This window comes from Pseudaminobacter sp. Soil_N_29, from assembly GCF_057656055.1.
Genome location: NZ_JBDGLC010000001.1, coordinates 960,875 through 979,814, shown reverse-complemented (window position 1 = coordinate 979,814; position 18,940 = coordinate 960,875). Strand labels below are relative to the sequence as shown.

At 62.8% G+C, this 18,940-nt stretch carries 19 protein-coding genes and 1 tRNA gene; 7 read left to right on the top strand and 13 right to left on the bottom strand.

The window, feature by feature from the left end:
• Nucleotides 1–199 precede the first annotated feature (199 nt).
• Nucleotides 200–1,882, bottom strand: coding sequence for a monovalent cation:proton antiporter-2 (CPA2) family protein (locus AC3A4H_RS04655; RefSeq protein WP_487765631.1), 1,683 nt, complete (start codon nt 1,880–1,882; stop codon nt 200–202).
• A 332-nt stretch (nt 1,883–2,214) separates the two neighbouring features.
• Here AC3A4H_RS04655 and AC3A4H_RS04650 point away from each other — a divergent pair, with 332 nt between their 5' ends.
• Nucleotides 2,215–3,123 carry a LysR family transcriptional regulator gene (locus tag AC3A4H_RS04650; protein WP_487765630.1) on the top strand — a complete coding sequence of 303 codons (909 nt, stop codon included), beginning with the start codon at nt 2,215–2,217 and terminating at the stop codon, nt 3,121–3,123.
• Between the two features lie 12 nt (nt 3,124–3,135).
• Here AC3A4H_RS04650 and AC3A4H_RS04645 read toward each other — a convergent pair whose 3' ends face one another.
• The 12 genes from AC3A4H_RS04645 to AC3A4H_RS04590 all read right to left on the bottom strand — a co-directional run bounded on the left by AC3A4H_RS04645 (nt 3,136) and on the right by AC3A4H_RS04590 (nt 13,650).
• A complete protein-coding gene (locus tag AC3A4H_RS04645; RefSeq protein WP_487765629.1) occupies nt 3,136–3,810 on the bottom strand; it encodes a helix-turn-helix domain-containing protein in 675 nt (224 codons plus the stop codon).
• Between the two features lie 95 nt (nt 3,811–3,905).
• Nucleotides 3,906–4,508 carry a HupE/UreJ family protein gene (locus AC3A4H_RS04640; protein ID WP_487765628.1) on the bottom strand — a complete coding sequence of 201 codons (603 nt, stop codon included), beginning with the start codon at nt 4,506–4,508 and terminating at the stop codon, nt 3,906–3,908.
• 67 nt (nt 4,509–4,575) lie between these two features.
• Entirely contained in the window at nt 4,576–5,808 is a 1,233-nt protein-coding gene (locus tag AC3A4H_RS04635) for an agmatinase family protein (RefSeq protein WP_348777770.1), read from the bottom strand.
• A gap of 371 nt (nt 5,809–6,179) precedes the next feature.
• The gene (locus AC3A4H_RS04630; protein WP_487765627.1) at nt 6,180–7,835 is read right to left on the bottom strand and encodes a trimethylamine N-oxide permease; all 1,656 of its coding nucleotides are present in this window, start codon (nt 7,833–7,835) and stop codon (nt 6,180–6,182) included.
• A gap of 207 nt (nt 7,836–8,042) precedes the next feature.
• Nucleotides 8,043–8,981 carry a LysR family transcriptional regulator gene (locus AC3A4H_RS04625; protein ID WP_487765626.1) on the bottom strand — a complete coding sequence of 313 codons (939 nt, stop codon included), beginning with the start codon at nt 8,979–8,981 and terminating at the stop codon, nt 8,043–8,045.
• Nucleotides 8,982–9,126: 145 nt separating this feature from the next.
• Nucleotides 9,127–9,576 (bottom strand): hypothetical protein, encoded by a 450-nt coding sequence (locus AC3A4H_RS04620; RefSeq protein WP_487765625.1) that lies wholly within the window; start codon nt 9,574–9,576, stop codon nt 9,127–9,129.
• 91 nt (nt 9,577–9,667) lie between these two features.
• Nucleotides 9,668–9,832: a Thivi_2564 family membrane protein gene (locus tag AC3A4H_RS04615; protein WP_487765624.1), complete on the bottom strand. Its 165-nt coding sequence runs from the start codon at nt 9,830–9,832 to the stop codon at nt 9,668–9,670.
• Nucleotides 9,833–9,983: 151 nt separating this feature from the next.
• On the bottom strand, nt 9,984–10,667 hold the full coding sequence (locus AC3A4H_RS04610) for a DUF1236 domain-containing protein (RefSeq protein WP_487765623.1): 684 nt from the start codon (nt 10,665–10,667) through the stop codon (nt 9,984–9,986).
• A 239-nt stretch (nt 10,668–10,906) separates the two neighbouring features.
• Nucleotides 10,907–10,982, bottom strand: a tRNA-Phe gene (locus AC3A4H_RS04605).
• Between the two features lie 283 nt (nt 10,983–11,265).
• Complete coding sequence (locus tag AC3A4H_RS04600; RefSeq protein ID WP_487765622.1) at nt 11,266–11,817, bottom strand: TIGR02281 family clan AA aspartic protease; 552 nt, start codon at nt 11,815–11,817, stop codon at nt 11,266–11,268.
• Between the two features lie 129 nt (nt 11,818–11,946).
• Nucleotides 11,947–12,573 carry a uracil phosphoribosyltransferase gene (gene upp / locus AC3A4H_RS04595; RefSeq protein WP_348777777.1) on the bottom strand — a complete coding sequence of 209 codons (627 nt, stop codon included), beginning with the start codon at nt 12,571–12,573 and terminating at the stop codon, nt 11,947–11,949.
• A gap of 102 nt (nt 12,574–12,675) precedes the next feature.
• Entirely contained in the window at nt 12,676–13,650 is a 975-nt protein-coding gene (locus AC3A4H_RS04590; protein WP_487765621.1) for an adenosine deaminase, read from the bottom strand.
• Between the two features lie 119 nt (nt 13,651–13,769).
• On the opposite strand from AC3A4H_RS04590, the gene ubiE reads away from it, so the two are divergent.
• The 6 genes from ubiE to gstA all read left to right on the top strand — a co-directional run bounded on the left by ubiE (nt 13,770) and on the right by gstA (nt 18,835).
• Nucleotides 13,770–14,546, top strand: a complete 777-nt coding sequence (ubiE, locus tag AC3A4H_RS04585) for a bifunctional demethylmenaquinone methyltransferase/2-methoxy-6-polyprenyl-1,4-benzoquinol methylase UbiE (RefSeq protein ID WP_348777779.1) — start codon at nt 13,770–13,772, stop codon at nt 14,544–14,546.
• A 13-nt stretch (nt 14,547–14,559) separates the two neighbouring features.
• Nucleotides 14,560–16,134: a 2-polyprenylphenol 6-hydroxylase gene (gene ubiB, locus AC3A4H_RS04580; protein WP_487765620.1), complete on the top strand. Its 1,575-nt coding sequence runs from the start codon at nt 14,560–14,562 to the stop codon at nt 16,132–16,134.
• A gap of 88 nt (nt 16,135–16,222) precedes the next feature.
• Nucleotides 16,223–16,462 carry a FitA-like ribbon-helix-helix domain-containing protein gene (locus AC3A4H_RS04575; RefSeq protein ID WP_487765619.1) on the top strand — a complete coding sequence of 80 codons (240 nt, stop codon included), beginning with the start codon at nt 16,223–16,225 and terminating at the stop codon, nt 16,460–16,462.
• On the top strand, nt 16,459–16,869 hold the full coding sequence (locus AC3A4H_RS04570; protein WP_487765618.1) for a type II toxin-antitoxin system VapC family toxin: 411 nt from the start codon (nt 16,459–16,461) through the stop codon (nt 16,867–16,869). Before AC3A4H_RS04575 ends, AC3A4H_RS04570 begins: the two co-directional genes overlap by 4 nt.
• 13 nt (nt 16,870–16,882) lie before the next feature.
• Nucleotides 16,883–18,100, top strand: a complete 1,218-nt coding sequence (coaBC, locus tag AC3A4H_RS04565; protein ID WP_487765617.1) for a bifunctional phosphopantothenoylcysteine decarboxylase/phosphopantothenate--cysteine ligase CoaBC — start codon at nt 16,883–16,885, stop codon at nt 18,098–18,100.
• A gap of 129 nt (nt 18,101–18,229) precedes the next feature.
• The gene (gstA, locus tag AC3A4H_RS04560; RefSeq protein ID WP_487765616.1) at nt 18,230–18,835 is read left to right on the top strand and encodes a glutathione transferase GstA; all 606 of its coding nucleotides are present in this window, start codon (nt 18,230–18,232) and stop codon (nt 18,833–18,835) included.
• The last annotated feature ends 105 nt before the right edge of the window (nt 18,836–18,940 follow it).

The following is an 18,940-nucleotide window of genomic DNA, read 5'->3' as shown; positions in this document are numbered from 1 at the left end:
CTTGGGAAGAGACCGCATCTTCGATGGCCGATGCCTCGGACGCCTCCAAGCCCATGTCGCAGCCGACGCATGAGCAACTGTCTCTTGAAATAAAATATCAGAATATCCCAAGGGGAACCACGTTCCCGCGACTCACTTGTGCGGCATCAGGCTCGGCTCCCGAACCGGCGGCAAGCGGCCTCCCGAGCGTGTCGCCGCGCTAGCGCGCGTCCGATCCGCGCCCCCGGTAGGTGCTGAGCCTGAGGTGCCCGATAACCTCGTCGATCTGGGCATCGGTTTCGCCCAGCGAGCGAAGAACCATGCCGCCGAGCAGCAGGCTCGACTCGATGGTTTCGGGCATGACGCTGCTGGCGCCGCGGCGCAGCAGTTCGTCCATGTTTTGCGCGTCTCGTGCCCGCAAGATCACCGGCAGATCGGGCAAATCTCTTCGGATCACCCTCAGGGCGGCGGCTGCCGCCACGGGATCGTCGAGGGTGATCACGGCGGCTCGTGCCCGGCGCACCTTGGCGGCGTGCATGATCGCTTCTTGTGAAGCGTTTCCGAAGAACACGTGCAGTCCGCGGGCTCGCGCTGCGGCGACGTTGGCCGGATCTAGATCGACAGCGATCCAGGGAATATGTCGTGCGTCGAGCATCTCGGCGATGGTACGGCCCACGCGGCCGAAGCCTGCAATGACGACATGGTTTTCGTAGAGCTGCGCCTCGGCCGCCAGGGCGGCCGCGCCGCCAAGGCCTTTTTCTTCCAGCCAGGCCTGTGCTCGCTGGCCGAGCAGGCCCAAAAGCGGGGTCATCGCCATGGTGATCGCCACGACCGCCAGCAGAAACTGCCCCGCTTGCGCCGGAAGAACCGCGGTTCCCATTGCAAGCGAGAACAGCACGAATGCGAACTCGCCGCCCTGCGCAAGGTGCAACCCGATATTCGCGGAAAGGGGCAAGGGCAGCCGGAACAGCCGGCACAGGGCCGTCATGATTGCGGCCTTGGCAATGATCAGGAGTGCCGTGACAAGCAGGATCTCCGGCAGCCGAGGAATGATGATCCGAAAGTCGATCAGCATTCCTATGGAGACGAAGAACAATCCGAGAAGCAGCCCGCGGGCAGGGCGGATATCGGCATCGATCTGGTGGCGGTATTCGGTGCCGGCAAGCATCAACCCGGCGAGGAAGGCACCGAGCGCCATGGATAGTCCTCCCTGCATGGTGGCCCAGGCCGTTCCCAGAACAACCAGCAGGGTCGCGGCCGCGAACAGTTCGGGGCTGCGCGTGCCGGCGATCATGCGATAGAGCGGGCGCAGCAGCAGCCGGCCCGCCACCAGGATCAGGGCGAGGGCGGCCAGCGCCTTGACGGCGGCGACGAGGAGAGCTTGAGCCAGCGCGTCCGGCTCGGTGCCGAGTGCCGTCACGATTGCAAGGCCGGGCACCACCGCCAGGTCCTGGAGCAGAAGCACGGACAGCGAAATGCGACCGAAGTGGGTGGAAAGCTCGCCCCTTTCCAGAAGAAGCTGAAGAACGAATGCCGTGGAAGAGAGCGCCAAGGCTCCGCCCACCACTGCGGCCTGGCCCCAGTCGGCGCCGAGGAGCAGCGCGCCTCCGGCAAGGACCGCGCCGGTTATCGCCACCTGGGCCACGCCGAGGCCGAAGACATAGCGCGCCATCACCCGAAGTCTTTCCAGCGACAGCTCGAGGCCGATCGCAAACAGCATGAAGACGACGCCGAGTTCGGCCAGTTCATGCGTGCCTTCGACTTCGCGCACGAGCGCGAGCCCATGAGGGCCGATGACCACGCCCGCAACAAGATATCCGATGACGGCGTTGACGCCGAAGCGTCGAAAGAGGGGCACGACGACTATTGCCGCAAGCAGGAAGACGATCGCGTCGCGCAGCATCGAGGAACCGAATCCGTTTAGCCGTCCTGGCGTTTTTTGCTCTCTACACCCAATTTCCTGGCAGTTTCCGGGCCAAAATGACGGGCAGCCCTTACCGCAAGCAGTTTGTACAGAACTCTCCGAAGCCACTGCAGGCAACGGTGCGGAGCGCTCGCTGTCATTCGTAACATCCCTATGGTCTGGTTCAAAATCAATGGCCCGTCCGGCGCTTGACATCCTGGACGATGTGCCTTGCCATGCGGCCGGCTGCGCCGGGATTGTCTTGATGCTTTGGAATTGCGACCGCCACGACCTGCCGTTCGATCTTTTGCGTCTGACAAGGCAGTGATTTCATGACGTCCATCGACGATTTCGCCCGCGATCTGGACTGGAACTTATTGAAGATATTCCACGAGATCGTGCAGGCTGGCGGGATATCCAGGGCATCCGACAAGACCCTCCTCAAGCAATCCGCGATAAGCCTTGCATTGCAGCGCCTGGAAAAGCGCATAGGCGTGGTTCTGTGCAAGCGCGGCTCCGCCGGGTTCGAGCTTACGCCCGAAGGAATGCTGCTGGCGGAACTTTGCGCGCCAATCATGCGGTCGGTGCGCGAAATTCCGAGCCTGGCCAACGAGGCCCCGGGCGAAATTCATGGAAACCTGACGATAGGGCTGGTCAGCAACTTCACCTGCGGCGCGTTGGATGCGGCCATCAGCCTGTTTCACGGCAGATTTCCCAATGTGGAACTCATCGTCTCCACCATGCCGTCCGCTCATGTTACGGGCTCGGTCATGCGCAATGAAATCGACGTCGGCGTCGCGCCGTCGAGGGTGCTGCGCCCGGAACTGAGATACCGGTTTCTTTCGGACGAGATCCACCGGCCCTATTGCGGGGCTCACCACCGGCTGTTTGGCAGGCAATTCGATGATCCTCGGCAATTGAAGGAGGAACGCTTCATCCTCACGGGAAGTGACGAGCCGGATGAGCTGAGGGCATTCCGGCTGCAGTTCGGGCTTGGGGAAAAGGTCGCGGCGGTCACGGAGCACCTGGAAGAGGCAAAGCGGTTTGCGCTGCTTGGCATGGGGCTGAGCTTCCTGCCGGAGAGCTATGCCTCGGCAGACGAGGCGGATGGACGGTTGTGGCCCTTGCTTCCACGCGAGATCGTTCCTTCCATCGCCGTCTACATCATCGACAATCCGAGCTTCCCTCAGCCGGCGCGGCGCAGCCGGCTTCGCGAGGACTTCATTGCCTGCCTGAAGTGATCGCCGCGGCTGCTAGGCGGCACGGTAGCAGACCATTGAGAGCAGGCGCATGGGCAGCGTGGCAAGCTCATGGGGCCCGTGCGGCTCGCCGGTGTCCAGGAAAAGGCAGTCGCCCGGCGCCATCCGGTAGAGAGCGTTGCCGTGCCGATAGGTGATTTCGCCTTCCAGCAAATAGAGAAGCTCCAGACCTTCCCGGCGGAAGGTGGGCAATCTTTCCGGGAGTGTCGACGCGGTGAGTAGGCCGAGTTCGACGGCCATGCCGTCGCTGCCCACATGGCGGAACAGCCTGTGCTGGAAGCCGGTGTCGCCGTGGCCGATTTCGATGCCGTCCCCGGCCTTCATCAGCCTGGCGCGGTTCCCTTTTTCGAAGCCGCGAAACAGCCTGGCCAGCGGCACCTGGAAGGCAGACGACAGCGCCTGCAGCGTGTCCAGCGACGGGGAGATGGAACCCTTCTCGACCCTGCAGAGCGTGCTGGCCGAGATGCCGGCCTCTGCGGCAAGTTCCTGGAGGTTCATGCCGAAGCCGAGCCGCAGGGAGCGAATTTCGCGGCCGACCGCGGCTTGGAGAACTGCGCCCTTGCGGTCCTTGGAGCTGTCGAAGGCTCGCCACCGCTCCGGAGACATACCGGATGATGGCGGGTCGCTTTCATCGTGCGAGCGTGCCGCTGTGCCGAAAGATTCAGTCATGCCGGAATCTCCTCCACAAGCTGCAATAGATGCGTCGGGGCAGGCCTTTCACGGCCGAAAGAGAGGCGCCGGGCAGGGCGCCTCTCCGTGACAGGTCAGATGATGCCGGCGAGAATGCCAACGCCGGCAAGCGACGCGGCCGCACCCAGGCTCTGGATCACAGTGGCGCCTTGCGCCTTCGCGCCGGCGCGGCCAAGCAACAACCCGCCGGCGATGCCGAGGGCATGGAGCAATATGGTGGCTGCGACGAAGCCGGCGCCATAGGCAAGACCGCCGGCCGTTCCCGGCATCTCGGCGCCATGAGCGTAGCCGTGGAAGATGGCGAAGAAGCCGACCAGCCCCATGGCCACCGCAACCGGCGTGGCGAGACGGAAGGCCACGATCCCGCCAAGCACGACCACCGACAGCGCAATGCCGATTTCCACGAAGGGCATGCCGATGCCGGCGACGCCGAGGCTGCCGCCGAGCGCCATGACCGCAACAAAGCTGGCAGGAACCAGCCACATGGCCCTGCCACCGATCTGGGCCGCCAACAGGCCGACCATCACCATCGCCAATATGTGGTCGAGGCCGCCCATCGGATGGGCAAAGCCGTGCGCGAGGCCGAAAGCCTGGTCATGCGCCGGGTGGGCCATCGCCATGGTGGGCAGGAAAACGGTTGCCGCGGTCAGGACAGCGCGAATGCTGGATCTGGACATGAGTTGCCTCCAGAGTTGTTCCGAGTTTCGATTAAAAGTGTGGTTTGAAGGAGCGGGGGGAACTTGCCTAGCCGGCGTTCTCCACCTTTGCCTTGTCGCGATGGCCGAGCTTGCCGTTCGCGATCAGCGTGCCCAGCGTGTCGAGAACGACGCGGCAGGCAAGCTGGGCCGTGTTGTCGTTGACGTCATAGGGTGGCGAGACCTCCACCACTTCCATGCCGCACAGCCCCTCGGCCGCGATGGTGCGGATGATCTCGAAGGCCTCGCGCGGCATCAGGCCACCCGGCTCCGGCGAGCCTGTGCCGGGAGCAAAGCCCGGATCGATGGAGTCGATGTCGAAGGACAGGTAGACCGCCTTGCAGCCTTCCCAAGCCATCTCGAGCGCCATCTCGGCCACCTTCTTGGGGCCGTGCTTTTCGAGGTCGAACATGGTCATGACACTGGTGCCGCGCTGATGCGCGACGGCGCTGCCGGGGCGGTTGCCGTACCAGCCGCCGATGCCGAGCTGAACCAGGTTCTTGGGATGGCAGTTCGGGAGGCCGACATCGTGCATGTGGCTGTGGTCGCGATGCGAAGTTTCGCGCCCCTCATGCGTGGTCCAGAACCAGGGCGTGGTGTGCATCCGCTCATCCATGTCCTTTTCCTGGATATCGATGTGCCGGTCGATGTGGATGATGCCGACATTGCCGTCGATATGCGGGGCTATGCCGCGGACATTGGGGAAGCCGAGGCTGTGGTCGCCGCCGCAGATGATCGGAAACACGCCCGAGGTGTAGATGTGCGACACCGCCTTGGTGACCTGGTCGAAGGTCTTTTCGATGTTGCCGGGAATGACGAAGATGTCGCCGGCGTCGCACATGTCCAGCTCTTCATAGATGTCGACGCCGCCGTCGAACCAGTAGCCGTCATAGAGCGCGGAAATGCGCCGCACGGCCTGCGGGCCGAACCGGGTTCCGGGCCGATAGGTCGTCGCGGAATCGAAGGGCGCGCCGACGAAGGCGGCTTCGTATTGGCCGATCTTGCGGATGTCCTCGCAATAGGGAACCTTCATGAAGGTGTTGATGCCGGCGAAGGCCGGCTGGTGGCCGCGGCTGAAGAGCGAGATGCTGCGGTCGACGACGGAAGGGGCGGCCTCGAGGCCCAGTTCGAGCGAGCGGGCGGTCTCTTCAGCCTGTTTCTTCTGCGAAATGCGCGAGAGCCGCTCCAGGGCCTGCCGTCCGTCCGTGGAGGACCTTATCTCCTCCGCGTGGGAGTGGCTGTGCCCGTCGGCATGGTGATGATCGTGATGTCCATTTCCCATCGCTTCTGTCCTCGATTTCGGAGCGGTCGATCGTCAATCGCCACCCTTGCGCCGTTCCAAAGGTTCCAAGCTGACACTATATTTTGAAAGTATTTGTCGATGAAAATTGATGCTTCTGAACTGCCTACATAAATTCGGTCAATGTTTTAAAATCCAAATATATCAGCACACTATCGGCTGAATATTTCGGCATCAACGACCTGAATTCCAATATCGAACATTGATCCTATCAATCCCGTTCGGGGCTGCGGCCGCCGGGTCCGAAGGAGCCGGCAAAAACGGAAAAGCCCCGCCGGAAGGTTTCCGACAGGGCCTGCTCGAGCCGATTTGCGGTCAGATGAGGCGACCGCCTCGGCGGTCGCGCCCATGGTTCACATCTGGTATGTGGCCAGGAGATGCCCGATATAGATCGTCAGGCCGCCTGTGATCAGAACGACATAGGGCAATATGCCGGCACGTTTCTTGATCAGCCTGCCGCTCTCCAAAAGGTCCGCCTGCATCCAGGAAGGGAAGCGCCCACCGTCGGTGATGTAGTGGCGGAACAGAAAGATCGGGATGATGCCGGCCGTGATCAGCAGGCTGGTCAGCAGGGCGCGCTCGCCCCAGAAGTCCGCGCCCCAGCCCATGATCAGCAGGTTGAAGTAGCCGCAGATCCCGCCGACCCACAGCAGCCAGTTGGGGCTACGGTATGGCCGCGGCGCATTGGGCCGATCCATCCTGTGCAGCCAGCCGGCCTGGAGGTTCAGGAACACGAAGATCATGTAGGTGGTGTTGGCCAGAACGATCAGGAACACGTAGTCCGACAAGGTCAGCAGGAATGCATTGAAGATCAGGTCGGTCCACATCGCGGCGACCGGCGCGCCATGGCTGTTGAGCCGCGACAGGTATTTCGGCAGCCAGCCGTCATGCGCGCCCTGGTAGAGCGTGCGCGACGAACCGGCCATTGCCGTCATGATCACCAGGCACACCGACAGGATCAGCATGGTCATGATGATATTGGCCAGTATCGGACCAGCGCCGACCATCTGCGCCATGAAGCGGCCGACGCCGGTGCCGTCGTAGATGCCGGGGTCCAGCAGGCCGTCAAGGCCAAGGTAGCCTTGGAACGAGATCGGGACGATGGTGTAGAACAGGATGCACAGCAGCCCCGAATAGACTAGGGCGCGCACTGTATCATAGCCGGGGTTCTTGAACTCGCGGACGTAGCAGACTGCGGTTTCGAAGGGGTAGGTGGACCAGGCCGCCAGCAGCAGCCCGGCTGCGAAGGTGGTGTAGCCCACCATGTTCCAGCTGCCCGGCACGGGCTGGCCCGACGCGTCGTGCTCGAGCGGAACGAAGGGCATGAAGCTGTCGGTGTGCAGGTCGCCGGTGAAGAACGGCACGACGCCGATCAGGAACAGCGGCATCAGAACCGCGATGGCAACGATCATCTGCACCTTTGCGGCCTTGAGTATGCCGCGGTGCTGGATCGCAAACACCGTCAGCATCAGGAACAGGCCGAGCAGGAAGGTGGTGTTGATGCGCATATGCAGCCCGGACTTGATGAAGCTCAGGTCAAAGAGCGTGATCGACCAGGTACGGATCGCGGCGTCGGCCGGAAACAGCATCTGCAGCACATAGCCCGCCGCCAGGCCCGAGCCGACGGCAAGAACGGGAGACCATGAAAACCAGTTGGTCCAGACGGAGATGGGCCCCAGCACCTTTCCATAGCGCACCCATGCAATGGCCCCGTAGACCGAGGCGCCGCCGGATTTGTTCGGAAACAGGCCCGAGATCTCGGCATAGGCGAAACACTGGATGAAGCCGATGAACATCGAGACGATCCACACCAGCGGGGAGATGTTTCCGACCGCCGAGGCGACCGCGCCGATCGAAAACAGCACCAGGACCGGCGTTCCTGATGCGAACCAAAATGCGTGTGTCCAGTTAAGCGTGCGGTGAAGCGAGTATGACGGTGTTTCCTGGGTGCCTGTGAATGTCGCCGCGCTGTCGCCGACGTCCAAGACCGACTGCATTCCGCCTTGCATGTCCTCCTCCTTCTCGTTTGGCCGTTTTCGGACCTTTTTCTTAATTCTCCTGGAGAACACACCGATGGCTTCGAGAAACCTACCGGCTGGCTATTTTCTACATTGATCGTATCAATGCGTCCTTCGGCGCGGGCGCCTAACACGCTGCAATGCATGAGCAATCGCGCGTCCAGCGCGGCGGGGCGACCGGGCAATTGCGGTGCGTCGCTAGTTTTCGGGGTTGTTGATTTCGGCAACAAGCGCCACGAAGGCTTCCCTGGCGAGGCGCTTCGGTGCGTGGATGTTGGTGACCGCGTAGATGTCGCAGCACATCTCCTCGGAGCGCTCCACCAACGGCCAGAGGGAGCCGCTGGCCACGTCGGAAGCCACGAGCTGTTCGGGCAGGATGCAGATGCCGACGCCCGCCACCGCAAGGCGCCTGGCCTCTTCCAGGTTGGGGGTCCTGGCCGTGACCTTGTGGCCGAGCCGATGGCGCAGGCGGAAGCTGGTCAGCGAGTCGGGCTCGTCGGAGCCCGTCAGCACGAACGCTTCATCCGACAGCGCCGCTATCCCAGGCGACTTGCCGAACAGCGGATGCTGCGCCCCACAGTAGATGCCGTGGAACTCCTTCATCAGAAAATCGTAGCGAAGGTCGTTGTGCCTGTAGAGTATCGGGGTGATCCCGATGTCGTAATCGTTGTTGACGATGCTGTTGGATATGCTCGCCCAGGGTTGCACGTCCACGTCAAGGACCACTTCCCGATAGAGGTCCGCGTAATTCGTGAACAGCCTGTCTATCTCGCTTCCGTAGAGATTGCTGATGATGGCGACCTTCAGCTGGCCGGAAATAAGCTCATTCAGGTTTTCGAGTGCGGTCGGAATTTCATCTATGTTGACGTAAACGTTCCTCACGTATTCATAGAGTATTCTTCCCTCGTCGGTCAGTTCGAACCCTGCGCGGCCCCTCTGGCAAAGCCTGCTGTCGAGGATGGATTCGAGGCGCTTGAGAGCCAGGCTGATCGTGGATTGCTTCCGCCAGCCGACATTCGCCGCCGCCGTGATGCCGTTTGCCTGGACGATGTCATGGAACGTCTTGAGCAGGTTCCAGTCGAGCCTGCGGCCAAACTTCTGCATGCTTCCGATGAATTCATCGTCTATCACCTGCATCGAAAATTCCCCCCGGAAGCTCAGAATCCTGCTGCGGCTTTGTGGACATGCCGTTACGGCACATCATGCCCACAAAGACGCTCGCTGCCTAGCGCGGAGGGATTGCTGCGGAGGAGGGAAGGGGCACGGGCTGAAGTGAAGCCCTTCAGCCTCTGTCGGCATCGCGGCTGCTGCGCGGTCTGGCGATCCAGCCGACATAGGAGAGATAGAGGCCGATCAGCGCAAAGACGGCAAATGAGATCTGCACGGCGAGTGTTTGCCTCATGGCGGCTTCGCCAACGCCCAGGAGGAAATCGGGAACGAGCATCAGCATGGCGCCGCGTAATGCCACCAGCCAACCCAGCAAGGAAATGAGGATCGCTGCGGGGCTTCGCCAATGCTGGTGGAGGGCGATGACGATCATGCCCACGAGAAGCAGAAACGCGCCGGTCACCCAGGCCAGGCTGCTGTTGGCGAAGAAGTCGGCAAAGATCTGGTCCATCTGGGGCATGCGATAGAGGGCGGCAGCCGTCGTGAGGAACAGAAACGGGCCGATAACGCGGGCGAAAGCCCTCGTGCGCGGTTCATTTGGCCTGATTTCGGGGGTCGGGCTCATCCGGATGATCTCAGCATGCCGACACGGCAAAGCGCCTGGCCTGCAACGCGGCGACGACCGATCGGTTCCTGAGGCCTGTGGAAGCGCACGCTCAGAACACCGCCAGATATTTCAGCAGTGACACGATGCCGATGATGATCACTATGATCTGCACTATCTGTCTCATCCGGGCATCAATCGGAAGCCGCTGGACGAGATACAAGACCAGGATGACGACCAGAAAAGTGATCAATATGCCGATGATCGGTGATGCCATGGACGCTCTCCCGGCTGGCCGGCCCTGATGGGCCGGCGAGGGCACGAAATCGCCCGCCACCTCAGGACTCTGGCGGCGGGCTGTAAAGCCCGCCCGCAATCATGCAGAAACATCTTCGGTGCCCGCCGGCCGGGCGAGCACCTGTCGGCCGCTAGGCAATGATGAGAACGATTTCCAGTGAGTCGGGGTCGACGATCGCCACTCGTCCGTCAGGCAGCATGAAGTACATGTAACCTTCGTAATCGGGAACGATTTCCAGGATGCGAGGAGGAAGCCGATGCAGGTGAACCTCCCGCGGCACCCTCGCGCCGACATCCACCGAGAAGTTGACATTAGGAACCGCCTCGACACGATGTTCGTGGAACGCGCGCTTGAGTTCCGATCGCTGCTCTTCGTTTACGTGGCGCCTTTCCCCGTGGCGTTCCTTGGTCCCGTGTTCTTCGGTCTTGTTCTTTGCCGGGCCTCCCTCTTCACCGCCCTGCTCCTCCTGTCCCTTCGGCCGCTTTGTTTCCTGGCCTTCGTGCTTCATTTGCCCCTTTTCGCCCTTTTCACCGCCTTGCTCTTCCTTGAGCTCCTCGGATTGTCCCTTCGGCCGCTTTGTTTCCTGCCCCTCATGCTTCATGGGCGCCTTTTCGCCGCCTTGGCCGCCGTTTTCTTCCATATTGCGGCCGCCTTCCTCTCCCTGGCCCTTTTCCGTGCCGTATTGGCCGCCGCCGCCCTGGCCTTCGGATTGCTCCGACGGCCTCTTCTTGAGCATTTCATTCTGGGCGATGGCGAAGCCCGGCACTGTACCAATGGTCAGGGCGAGTACGCTTTTGATGAGGATCTGTCTCATGGTGGTCCTCCATAGACTGATCGCAGCCAACGCCGGTCAGATACTGCCGTTCCATCACATAATCGCGCATCGCCGCAGCGTGGCGGACCGGCGCGGGGAAGTTCGTCGCTCACTATTCGAAAGTGAGGGTTGGAAAGGAAAGCGAGCTTGCGACCCGCTGCATCGGAGCGGCTCAATAAGCTAGCACCCGGATCAGGGACTGAGCGGCGGCGTGACGCTACACTGTTATGAAGGAGTGATGGTGCCCAGACGCGGATTCGAACCACGGACACGCGGATTTTCAATCCGCTGCTCTACCAACTGAGCTATCTGGGCCTGTGCAATGCGCTGTCGCGCTTCGCTTGACGCCGTCAGGTGGTTGGCAACCCCTGAAAGCGGGTGGGTTATAGCACGAGATTTTCGCCTGTCCAGCACCCCAATGCCGTTTGTTGAAAGAAATCGGAATTTGCCATTCCTGCGCGGCAGCAGGGCGTACCCCGCAAAGAAAGTTTTCAGAAAGCGGCGTGAAAACAAAGAATTGAGAAGTGGGTGTGCGGTGACGGCCGACGCGATTAACCGCGAAGCTCAAGAACCGGTGCGCCGGACAAGCGAAGGACGGCTACTGCACCATCAGCAGCGTGCCGTTCTGTACCTGGTATTTGCCGAGCCGGTTGAGGAAATTCATGCCGATCAGCGTGCCCGAAAGGGCCCGGTCGTCCATCACGACCGCCTGTACGTTGTCGACGGAAATCTGCCCGATCTGGAGCCGATCGATGATCACGAAAGCCGCGCGCGCGATGCCGTTTGCGGTGTCCACTTTCTGGCTGTAGTCCAGTTGCGACGGCGATATGCCGATGCGCCGGGCGGTGGAGCGATTGATGGCCACCACCGTGGCCCCGGTGTCGATCATGGCGTCAACGGCGCGCCCGTTCAGCCGAAACTCGGCGGTGAAGTGGCCGCGCGAATCGGCGGCGAGCCGCACCTTGCGGCCCCCGGTTCCTTCAGGGCGCAGCGAAACCGGCTGCGCGGTTGCGGCCTGGGCCTGCGCGGTCTCGGCGCCGAGGAGGGGTCCCAGCAGGCGATCGAACGCCTCCCGGTTGGACTCGTACAGCATCGGGAAGGATGCGGAGATTCCCGCGCAGACGGAAAAGATGATCAACTTGCGAAGCATGGCCGCCCTAGTCTTTTTGGGCGATCCTAGGGGCTTCGCAGTATGGGCGGTCTTAACGACCGCGCATCCGCGTCGACTTTTGCACCGGTTTCGCGGCGCGTGCTTAACCGTTAGTAAAGCGGATAGGGCCTACTTTGTGCCGTAGAGGCGGTCGCCGGCGTCGCCCAGGCCGGGAAGTATGTAGCCCTTCTCGTTGAGCTGGCGGTCGATGGCCGCGGTGTAGACCGGCACGTCCGGGTGGGCCGTGGTGAAGCGCTCGATGCCTTCGGGCGCGGCCAGCAGGCACAGATAGCGCATGTTGGTGGCGCCGCGCTCCTTCAGCTTGTCTATGGCCGCGATTGCGGAATTGGCGGTTGCCAGCATCGGGTCGACGACGATGATCAGGCGGTTGGCGAGGTCGCTCGGCGCCTTGAAGAAATATTCCACGGCCTCGAGCGTCTCGTGGTCGCGGTAGAGGCCGATATGTGCGACACGCGCGGCCGGCACCAGATCGAGCAGGCCTTCCAGAAGCCCGTTGCCGGCGCGCAGCACCGAGGCGAAGACCAGCTTCTTGCCCTCCAGGATTGGCGCTTCCATCGTTTCGATGGGGGTCTCGATGGTCTTGGTGGTGAGCTCCAGGTCGCGCGTCACCTCATAGCCGAGCAGCAGCGAGATCTCGCGCAGCAGCCGCCGGAAGCTGGCGGTCGACGTTTCCTTGTCGCGCATGATGGTGAGCTTGTGCTGGACAAGCGGGTGGTCGACGACGGTGACGCCCATTGAAATTCGCTCCTGAAGGTTCTGCTGCCGGCCAATATTATCGGTTGCGGCGGGCGGGCGAAACCGCCTGCTGCGCACCAGCCACAGTTTTGTCGCGCTTTCTCAGCGCTTGGGCGCGTCGAGCCGGGCGAGAAGCTGGGTCCTGGTCTTGCGGTCGACGAAAGCGGCCTCGATTGCCGTGCGGGTCACGGCGGCGAGTGCCTTGTCGTTCATGCCGAAATGGGTGGCCGCAATCTCGTATTCGCGCTTCAGCGTCGTCCAGAAATAGGGCGGGTCGTCGGAGTTGAGCGTCACCTTGCACCCGGCTTCCTGCAGCTTCAGGAAGGGATGGCTGGCGAAATCCTCGAACACTTTCAGTGCGATGTTGGAGCCGGGGCAGCATTCCAGCACCACGCCCTCGTCAGCGATGCGCTTGACCAGGTCCGGATTTTCGATGGCGCGCACGCCGTGGCCGATGCGTGACGGGCGGATGTGGTCGAGGGCTGCCTTGACGCTTTCCCAGCCGCCGAACTCGCCGGCATGCACCGTGATGCCCAGCCCCGCCTCGCGCGCAATCTCGAAGGCGCGGACATAGTCTTCCATGTCGCCGTGGCGCTCGTCGCCGGCAACGCCGAAGCCCGTCACCAGCGGGTGGTCGCACTTTGCCGCAAAGCGCGCCGCCGCCTCGATCGATTCGACGCCGAAATGGCGCACGCCGGTCACGATCATGCGGCCTTCGATGCCGGTCTTGTCGCGCGCGCGCAAAATGCCTTCGCCCAACGCGTCGGTGTAGGACTTGGGCGACAGCCCGGCCTTGATGGCATGATCGGGCGAGGTGAAGACCTCCGAATAGATGGCGCCATCGCGCGCCAGGCTGGTCAGGTAGTGCTCGGAAAGCTTCGCGTAGTCCTCCTCGGTGCGGAAAAGGTCGGAAGCGACGTCGTAGGCCGCGAGAAAGCTGGTGAAATCGTGCCAGACGAAGGAGCCGTCGCGAATGACGGAGGAAACGTCCTTGCCGTATTTCTCGGCCTGCTTCAGCACGAGCTCGGGCGCCGCCGCCCCCTCTATGTGGCAGTGCAATTCCGCTTTCACAGGCATGTCGTTTCCCTCTCGCAGCCGCGTATCCTAAAAACGCGGCTCTTCACCGCGCCTTAAACAATGGCGTCGCCAATCGTGATCGGCTATGGTCCCGCCGGATTTATGGCGGATCGGAAAAAATGTCAGAGCAACGGACCACGGCGGCCGGAGGCATGGAAACCTCCTATGGTTTCAAGAGCGTAGACCAGGCCGAGAAGCAGGTCTTGGTCAACGAAGTTTTCCACCGCGTCGCCAGCCGCTACGACCTGATGAACGACCTGATGTCTGGCGGCCTGCACCGGCTGTGGAAGGACGCCATGGTGGCCTGGCTCAACCCGCCGAAGCGCGCGGGCTGGAAGGTTCTGGACGTGGCCGGGGGCACCGGCGACATCTCCTTCCGCATAGTCGAGGCCTCGCAGCGGCAGGCCCACGCCACCGTGCTCGACATCAACGGTTCCATGCTGGCGGTGGGCAAGGAGCGCGCCGAAAAGCGCGGGCTGGCCGCCAACACCGACTTCGTGGAGGCCAATGCCGAGGAACTGCCATTCGCCGACGAGACCTTCGACGCCTACACGATCGCGTTTGGCATCCGCAACGTGCCGCGCATCGACGTGGCGCTGTCGGAAGCCTACCGCGTGCTGAAGCCCGGTGGGCGCTTCCTGTGCCTGGAGTTTTCGGAAGTCGACATGCCGGTGCTCGACAAGGTCTACGAGCAGTGGTCCTTCAACGCCATTCCACGCATCGGCCAGATCGTGACCGGCGATGGAGAGCCCTACAGCTATCTGGTCGAATCGATCCGCAAGTTCCCCAACCAGCCCAATTTTGCCGCAATGATCTCGCGCGCCGGCTTCGACCGTGTGACATACCGGAACTATTCGGGCGGCATCGCCGCCCTGCATTCCGGCTGGAAGCTTTGACGGGCGCCTGCGGATGACTTCGATAGGGGCCGCATTCCGGCTGGTCAGGGCGGGATGGATTCTCACGCGTGAGGGCGTCGTCGCGGCATTGCCCGGCGAAGACATGACGGGCCTGCCGAAATTCGGCTGGCGGGTGGCGAAGCTTTTGACGCGCGGCGGCGCCCGCCGTCGCCAGCGCTCCGAGCGGCTGGCCGGCGCGGTGGCGCGGCTGGGGCCGTCTTATGTCAAGCTCGGTCAGTTCCTGGCGACGCGCCCCGACGTGGTGGGGAACGACATTGCGCTCGACCTCGCCCTGCTGCAGGACCGCATGCAAACCTTCCCCAGGGAGCAGGCGGTGCATGCCATCGAAGGCTCGCTCGGGCGGCCGATCGGCGATTTGTTCGTCGAACTGGGCGCGCCGGTGGCGGCTGCATCGATTGCCCAGGTGCACACGGCGGAGGTGCGAAACGGGGGTGACGTGTCGAAGGTGGCCGTCAAGGTCATCCGGCCGGGCGTCCGCAAGGCCTTCCAGCATGACCTGGAAAGCTTCTTCCTCGCCGCGCGCTTGCAGGAGCGGTACATCCCTTCCAGCCGCCGGCTGCGCCCGGTCGAGGTGACCGAGACGCTGGCACAGACCACCCGCATCGAGATGGACCTGCGCCTGGAGGCGGCGGCCCTTTCCGAGATTGGCGAGAACACCCGCGACGACCCCGGCTTCCGCGTGCCCGAAGTGGACTGGGAGCGCACCGGCCGCGATGTGCTGACGATGGAGTGGGTCGACGGCATCAAGATGAGCGATGTCGAAGGGCTGCGCGATGCTGGCCACGACCTGCCCCGGATTGCTTCCAACCTGATCCAGTCCTTCCTGCGCCATACGCTGCGCGACGGCTTCTTTCATGCCGACATGCATCCCGGCAATTTGTTCGTGGAGGCCGACGGCACCATCGTGGCGGTCGATCTCGGCATTGCCGGGCGGCTGGGCAAGAAGGAGCGCCACTTCCTGGCCGAAATCCTCTACGGCTTCATCACCCGCAATTATGTGCGCGTGGCCGAGGTGCATTTCGAGGCGGGCTATGTGCCGCGCAAGCACAATGTAGCAGCCTTCGCCCAGGCCATCCGCGCCATCGGCGAGCCGATCCACGGCCAGCCGGCCGAGACCATCTCCATGGCCAAGCTGCTGACCTTGCTGTTCGAGGTGACCGAGCTGTTCGACATGCAGACGCGCCCAGAGCTGATCCTGCTGCAGAAGACTATGGTGGTGGTGGAAGGCGTGGCCCGCACGCTCGACCCGCACTTCAACATGTGGAAGACGTCCGAGCCGGTGGTGGGCAGTTGGATCGCCTCCAACCTGGGCCCGCGCGGCATGCTGAGCGACGCGCGCGACGGGGTGAACGCGCTGCTTTCGCTGGCCCGCCAGGCGCCGGACTTCGCCGCCCGCACCGAGCGGCTGTCGCGCGAGATCGACGCCATGGCCGAGCACGGCCTGCGCTTCGACGCGGCAACCGCGGAGGCCATCGGCAAGGCCGAAGCGCGCCACACGCGCTGGGGCCGGGCGGCGCTGTGGGTGATCGCACTGGCACTGATCTGGATCGGCTGGAAGCTGGTGTAGTACGCGCGGTGTTTGACAGCATTGCTAGCAGTGCTGTCATTGAAGGCATGGGCCTGGCGCGCTATCTTTCGTGAGAGGGAGCCAGCCTATGAGCACTTTGACAATCCGCAACCTCGATGAAAACGTTAAACAGGCGCTGCGCAAGCGCGCCGCCGAGCGTGGGGTTTCCATGGAGCAGGAAGCGCGGGAAGCACTGGCTGAAAGTGTTGCGAGGCCTCGGCGAAGGCAGTCCATCCTTGAGGATTTGAGGCGATTGGGCGTCAAACCTGATAAGCCTTTCGACCAGAAAAAGATCAGCGACGAAATGTGGGATGAAGGGCTGCTTTGAGCGGCTTTGTCATAGATACCTCGGCGATCGTTGCGATCCTGCTCAGGGAGGATGATGCTGAGCCTCTCAGGTTCTATCTGGATCGGCATCTCTCACCGACGATCAGCGCGGCGACACTGCACGAGGTCTATTGTGTTTCCAGGCGCGAAGATTTTCCAAACGGAGCGCGGCAGGTCGATGACTTCCTTGCATTGGTCGAGCCTGAAATAGCCGCTTTCGATCTCGATCAATTGGTTGCTGCGCGCTCAGCCTATACCCAATATGGTCGCGGCTCAGGCCATCGCGCCAATCTCAACATGGGCGACTGCTTTTCCTACGCCCTCGCCAAGACCCGCAACCTGCCTCTCCTTTTCAAAGGCGAGGATTTCATCCATACGGATATCAAACCGGCGCTGAAGCCGGCGTGAGGGCAGGCAAAGCATGACACTTTCGGGCAAGCGCATTCTGCTCATCATCGGCGGTGGCATCGCGGCCTACAAGTCGCTGGACCTCATCCGCCGGCTGCGCGAGAGGGGTGCGGCGGTGCGCTGCATCATGACCGAGGCTGCGCAGCAGTTCGTCACTCCGCTTGCAGTGGGCGCACTCAGCGCCGACCATGTCTTCACCGACCTGTTCGACCGGCAGGACGAGCAGGATGTCGGCCACATCCGCCTGTCGCGCGAGGCCGATCTCATCGTCGTGGCGCCCGCCACCGCGGACCTGATGGCCAAGCTTGCCAATGGCCTCGCCAACGACCTCGCCTCTGCCGTGCTGCTCGCCGCTGACAAGAAAGTGCTGATGGCGCCGGCGATGAACCCGAGAATGTGGGTGCATTCGGCCACCCGGCGCAACCATGCCGTGCTGCAGAAGGACGGCGTCGTCTTCGTCGGGCCGAACAGGGGCGAGATGGCCGAGAGCGGCGAGGCCGGCGAGGGGCGCATGGCCGAGCCGCTGGAGATCGTGGCGGCCATCGAGGCGCAGTTCGACGCGCGGCCCAGGCCGCTCACGGGCCGCAGGATCATCGTCACTTCCGGCCCCACGCATGAGCCGATCGACCCGGTGCGCTACATCGCCAATCGTTCGTCGGGCAAGCAGGGGCACGCGATCGCGGCTGCGCTCGCCAAGCAAGGTGCGGATGTGCGGCTGGTGTCCGGCCCGGTCACCATTCCGGATCCGGCAGGCGTTCACACGACCCATGTCGAGACGGCGCAGCAAATGCGCGATGCCGTGGAAAGCCTGCTGCCGGCAGATGCTGCTGTCTTCGTGGCGGCGGTGGCCGACTGGCGCACCGCCAGATCCGCCGACGAAAAAATCAAGAAGGTGGCGGGCGAGGGGCCGCCGGCGCTGCAGATGGTGGAGAATCCCGACATCCTCGCAACCATCGGCCATCACAAGAGCCGCCCCTATCTGGTGGTCGGTTTTGCTGCCGAAACCCAGAACATCGTCGCGAATGCCGAGGCGAAGCTGAAGAAGAAGGGTGCCGATTTCATCGTCGCCAACGATGTTTCGGAAGCCGGCGGCGCGATGGGCGGCGACCGCAACCGGGTGAAGATCGTCTCCAAGGCCGGCATCGAGGAATGGCCCGACATGAGCAAGGCCGAGGTCGCCGAACGGCTCGCCGACGTGATCGCCGAACGGCTGAAGACCACCGAGGTTTAGACCCCTCCCGGCAGCTCCGAGCCGCCGCTGTTTCGTACCTGAACACACATTGTTTATCGCACGCGGACTTGGCCGCCTCGCGCGTGCGTGCGAGAGGGGCTGGCCAATCCATTCGGAGTATCTTTCGAAATGAAACTTTTCTACATGCCCGGCGCCTGCTCGCTGGCTCCGCATATCGTTGCCAACGAAGTCGGTCTCGACGTCGAGCTCATCAAGGTCGACGGCAAGAACAAGAAGACCGAGGCCGACCAGGATTTCCTCGCCACCAACCCGAACGGCTATGTGCCGGCGCTGGTGTTGGCCGATGGCGAGCTGATGACCGAGGCCTCCGTGCTGGTGCAGTACCTCGCCGACCAGAAGCCCGAGAGCGGCCTGATGCCGAAGGCAGGCGAAATGGCGCGCTACCGCGTGCAGCAGTGGCTGGCTTTCATTTCGACCGAGTTGCACAAGGCCTTCGGTCCGTTCTTCCGGCCCGATACGCCCGAGGCGACCAACGAGGCAAACCGCGCGCATCTGACGAAGCGCCTCGCCTATGTCGACCAGAAGCTCGAAGGCCGCTCCTATCTGATGGGCGATGCCTTCAGCGCAGCCGATGCCTATCTGTGGACCGTGCTCGGCTGGGCGAAGTACATCGGCTTCGATCTCGCGCCCTTCGCCAATCTCCAGCGCTTCCTCGGCACCGTGGCCGCGCGTCCGGCGGTGCAGAAGGCACTGCGCGACGAAGGCCTGGCCTGAGGCATTAACCCTCTCCAACGCGGGGGCTTCATGAAAGCGACCGCAAAGAAGACGGCCCGGAAATCAATTTCCGGGCCGTTGTCTGTTCGACAATCGGTTTCTGCC

Coding starts and splice junctions, on each gene's coding strand:
- AC3A4H_RS04655 (WP_487765631.1), bottom strand. CDS start 1,882: ATGCTGCGCGACGCGATCGTCTTCCTGCTTGCGGCAATAGTCGTCGTG.
- AC3A4H_RS04650 (WP_487765630.1), top strand. CDS start 2,215: ATGACGTCCATCGACGATTTCGCCCGCGATCTGGACTGGAACTTATTG.
- AC3A4H_RS04645 (WP_487765629.1), bottom strand. CDS start 3,810: ATGACTGAATCTTTCGGCACAGCGGCACGCTCGCACGATGAAAGCGAC.
- AC3A4H_RS04640 (WP_487765628.1), bottom strand. CDS start 4,508: ATGTCCAGATCCAGCATTCGCGCTGTCCTGACCGCGGCAACCGTTTTC.
- AC3A4H_RS04635 (WP_348777770.1), bottom strand. CDS start 5,808: ATGGGAAATGGACATCACGATCATCACCATGCCGACGGGCACAGCCAC.
- AC3A4H_RS04630 (WP_487765627.1), bottom strand. CDS start 7,835: ATGCAAGGCGGAATGCAGTCGGTCTTGGACGTCGGCGACAGCGCGGCG.
- AC3A4H_RS04625 (WP_487765626.1), bottom strand. CDS start 8,981: ATGCAGGTGATAGACGATGAATTCATCGGAAGCATGCAGAAGTTTGGC.
- AC3A4H_RS04620 (WP_487765625.1), bottom strand. CDS start 9,576: ATGAGCCCGACCCCCGAAATCAGGCCAAATGAACCGCGCACGAGGGCT.
- AC3A4H_RS04615 (WP_487765624.1), bottom strand. CDS start 9,832: ATGGCATCACCGATCATCGGCATATTGATCACTTTTCTGGTCGTCATC.
- AC3A4H_RS04610 (WP_487765623.1), bottom strand. CDS start 10,667: ATGAGACAGATCCTCATCAAAAGCGTACTCGCCCTGACCATTGGTACA.
- AC3A4H_RS04600 (WP_487765622.1), bottom strand. CDS start 11,817: ATGCTTCGCAAGTTGATCATCTTTTCCGTCTGCGCGGGAATCTCCGCA.
- upp (WP_348777777.1), bottom strand. CDS start 12,573: ATGGGCGTCACCGTCGTCGACCACCCGCTTGTCCAGCACAAGCTCACC.
- AC3A4H_RS04590 (WP_487765621.1), bottom strand. CDS start 13,650: ATGCCTGTGAAAGCGGAATTGCACTGCCACATAGAGGGGGCGGCGGCG.
- ubiE (WP_348777779.1), top strand. CDS start 13,770: ATGTCAGAGCAACGGACCACGGCGGCCGGAGGCATGGAAACCTCCTAT.
- ubiB (WP_487765620.1), top strand. CDS start 14,560: ATGACTTCGATAGGGGCCGCATTCCGGCTGGTCAGGGCGGGATGGATT.
- AC3A4H_RS04575 (WP_487765619.1), top strand. CDS start 16,223: ATGAGCACTTTGACAATCCGCAACCTCGATGAAAACGTTAAACAGGCG.
- coaBC (WP_487765617.1), top strand. CDS start 16,883: ATGACACTTTCGGGCAAGCGCATTCTGCTCATCATCGGCGGTGGCATC.
- gstA (WP_487765616.1), top strand. CDS start 18,230: ATGAAACTTTTCTACATGCCCGGCGCCTGCTCGCTGGCTCCGCATATC.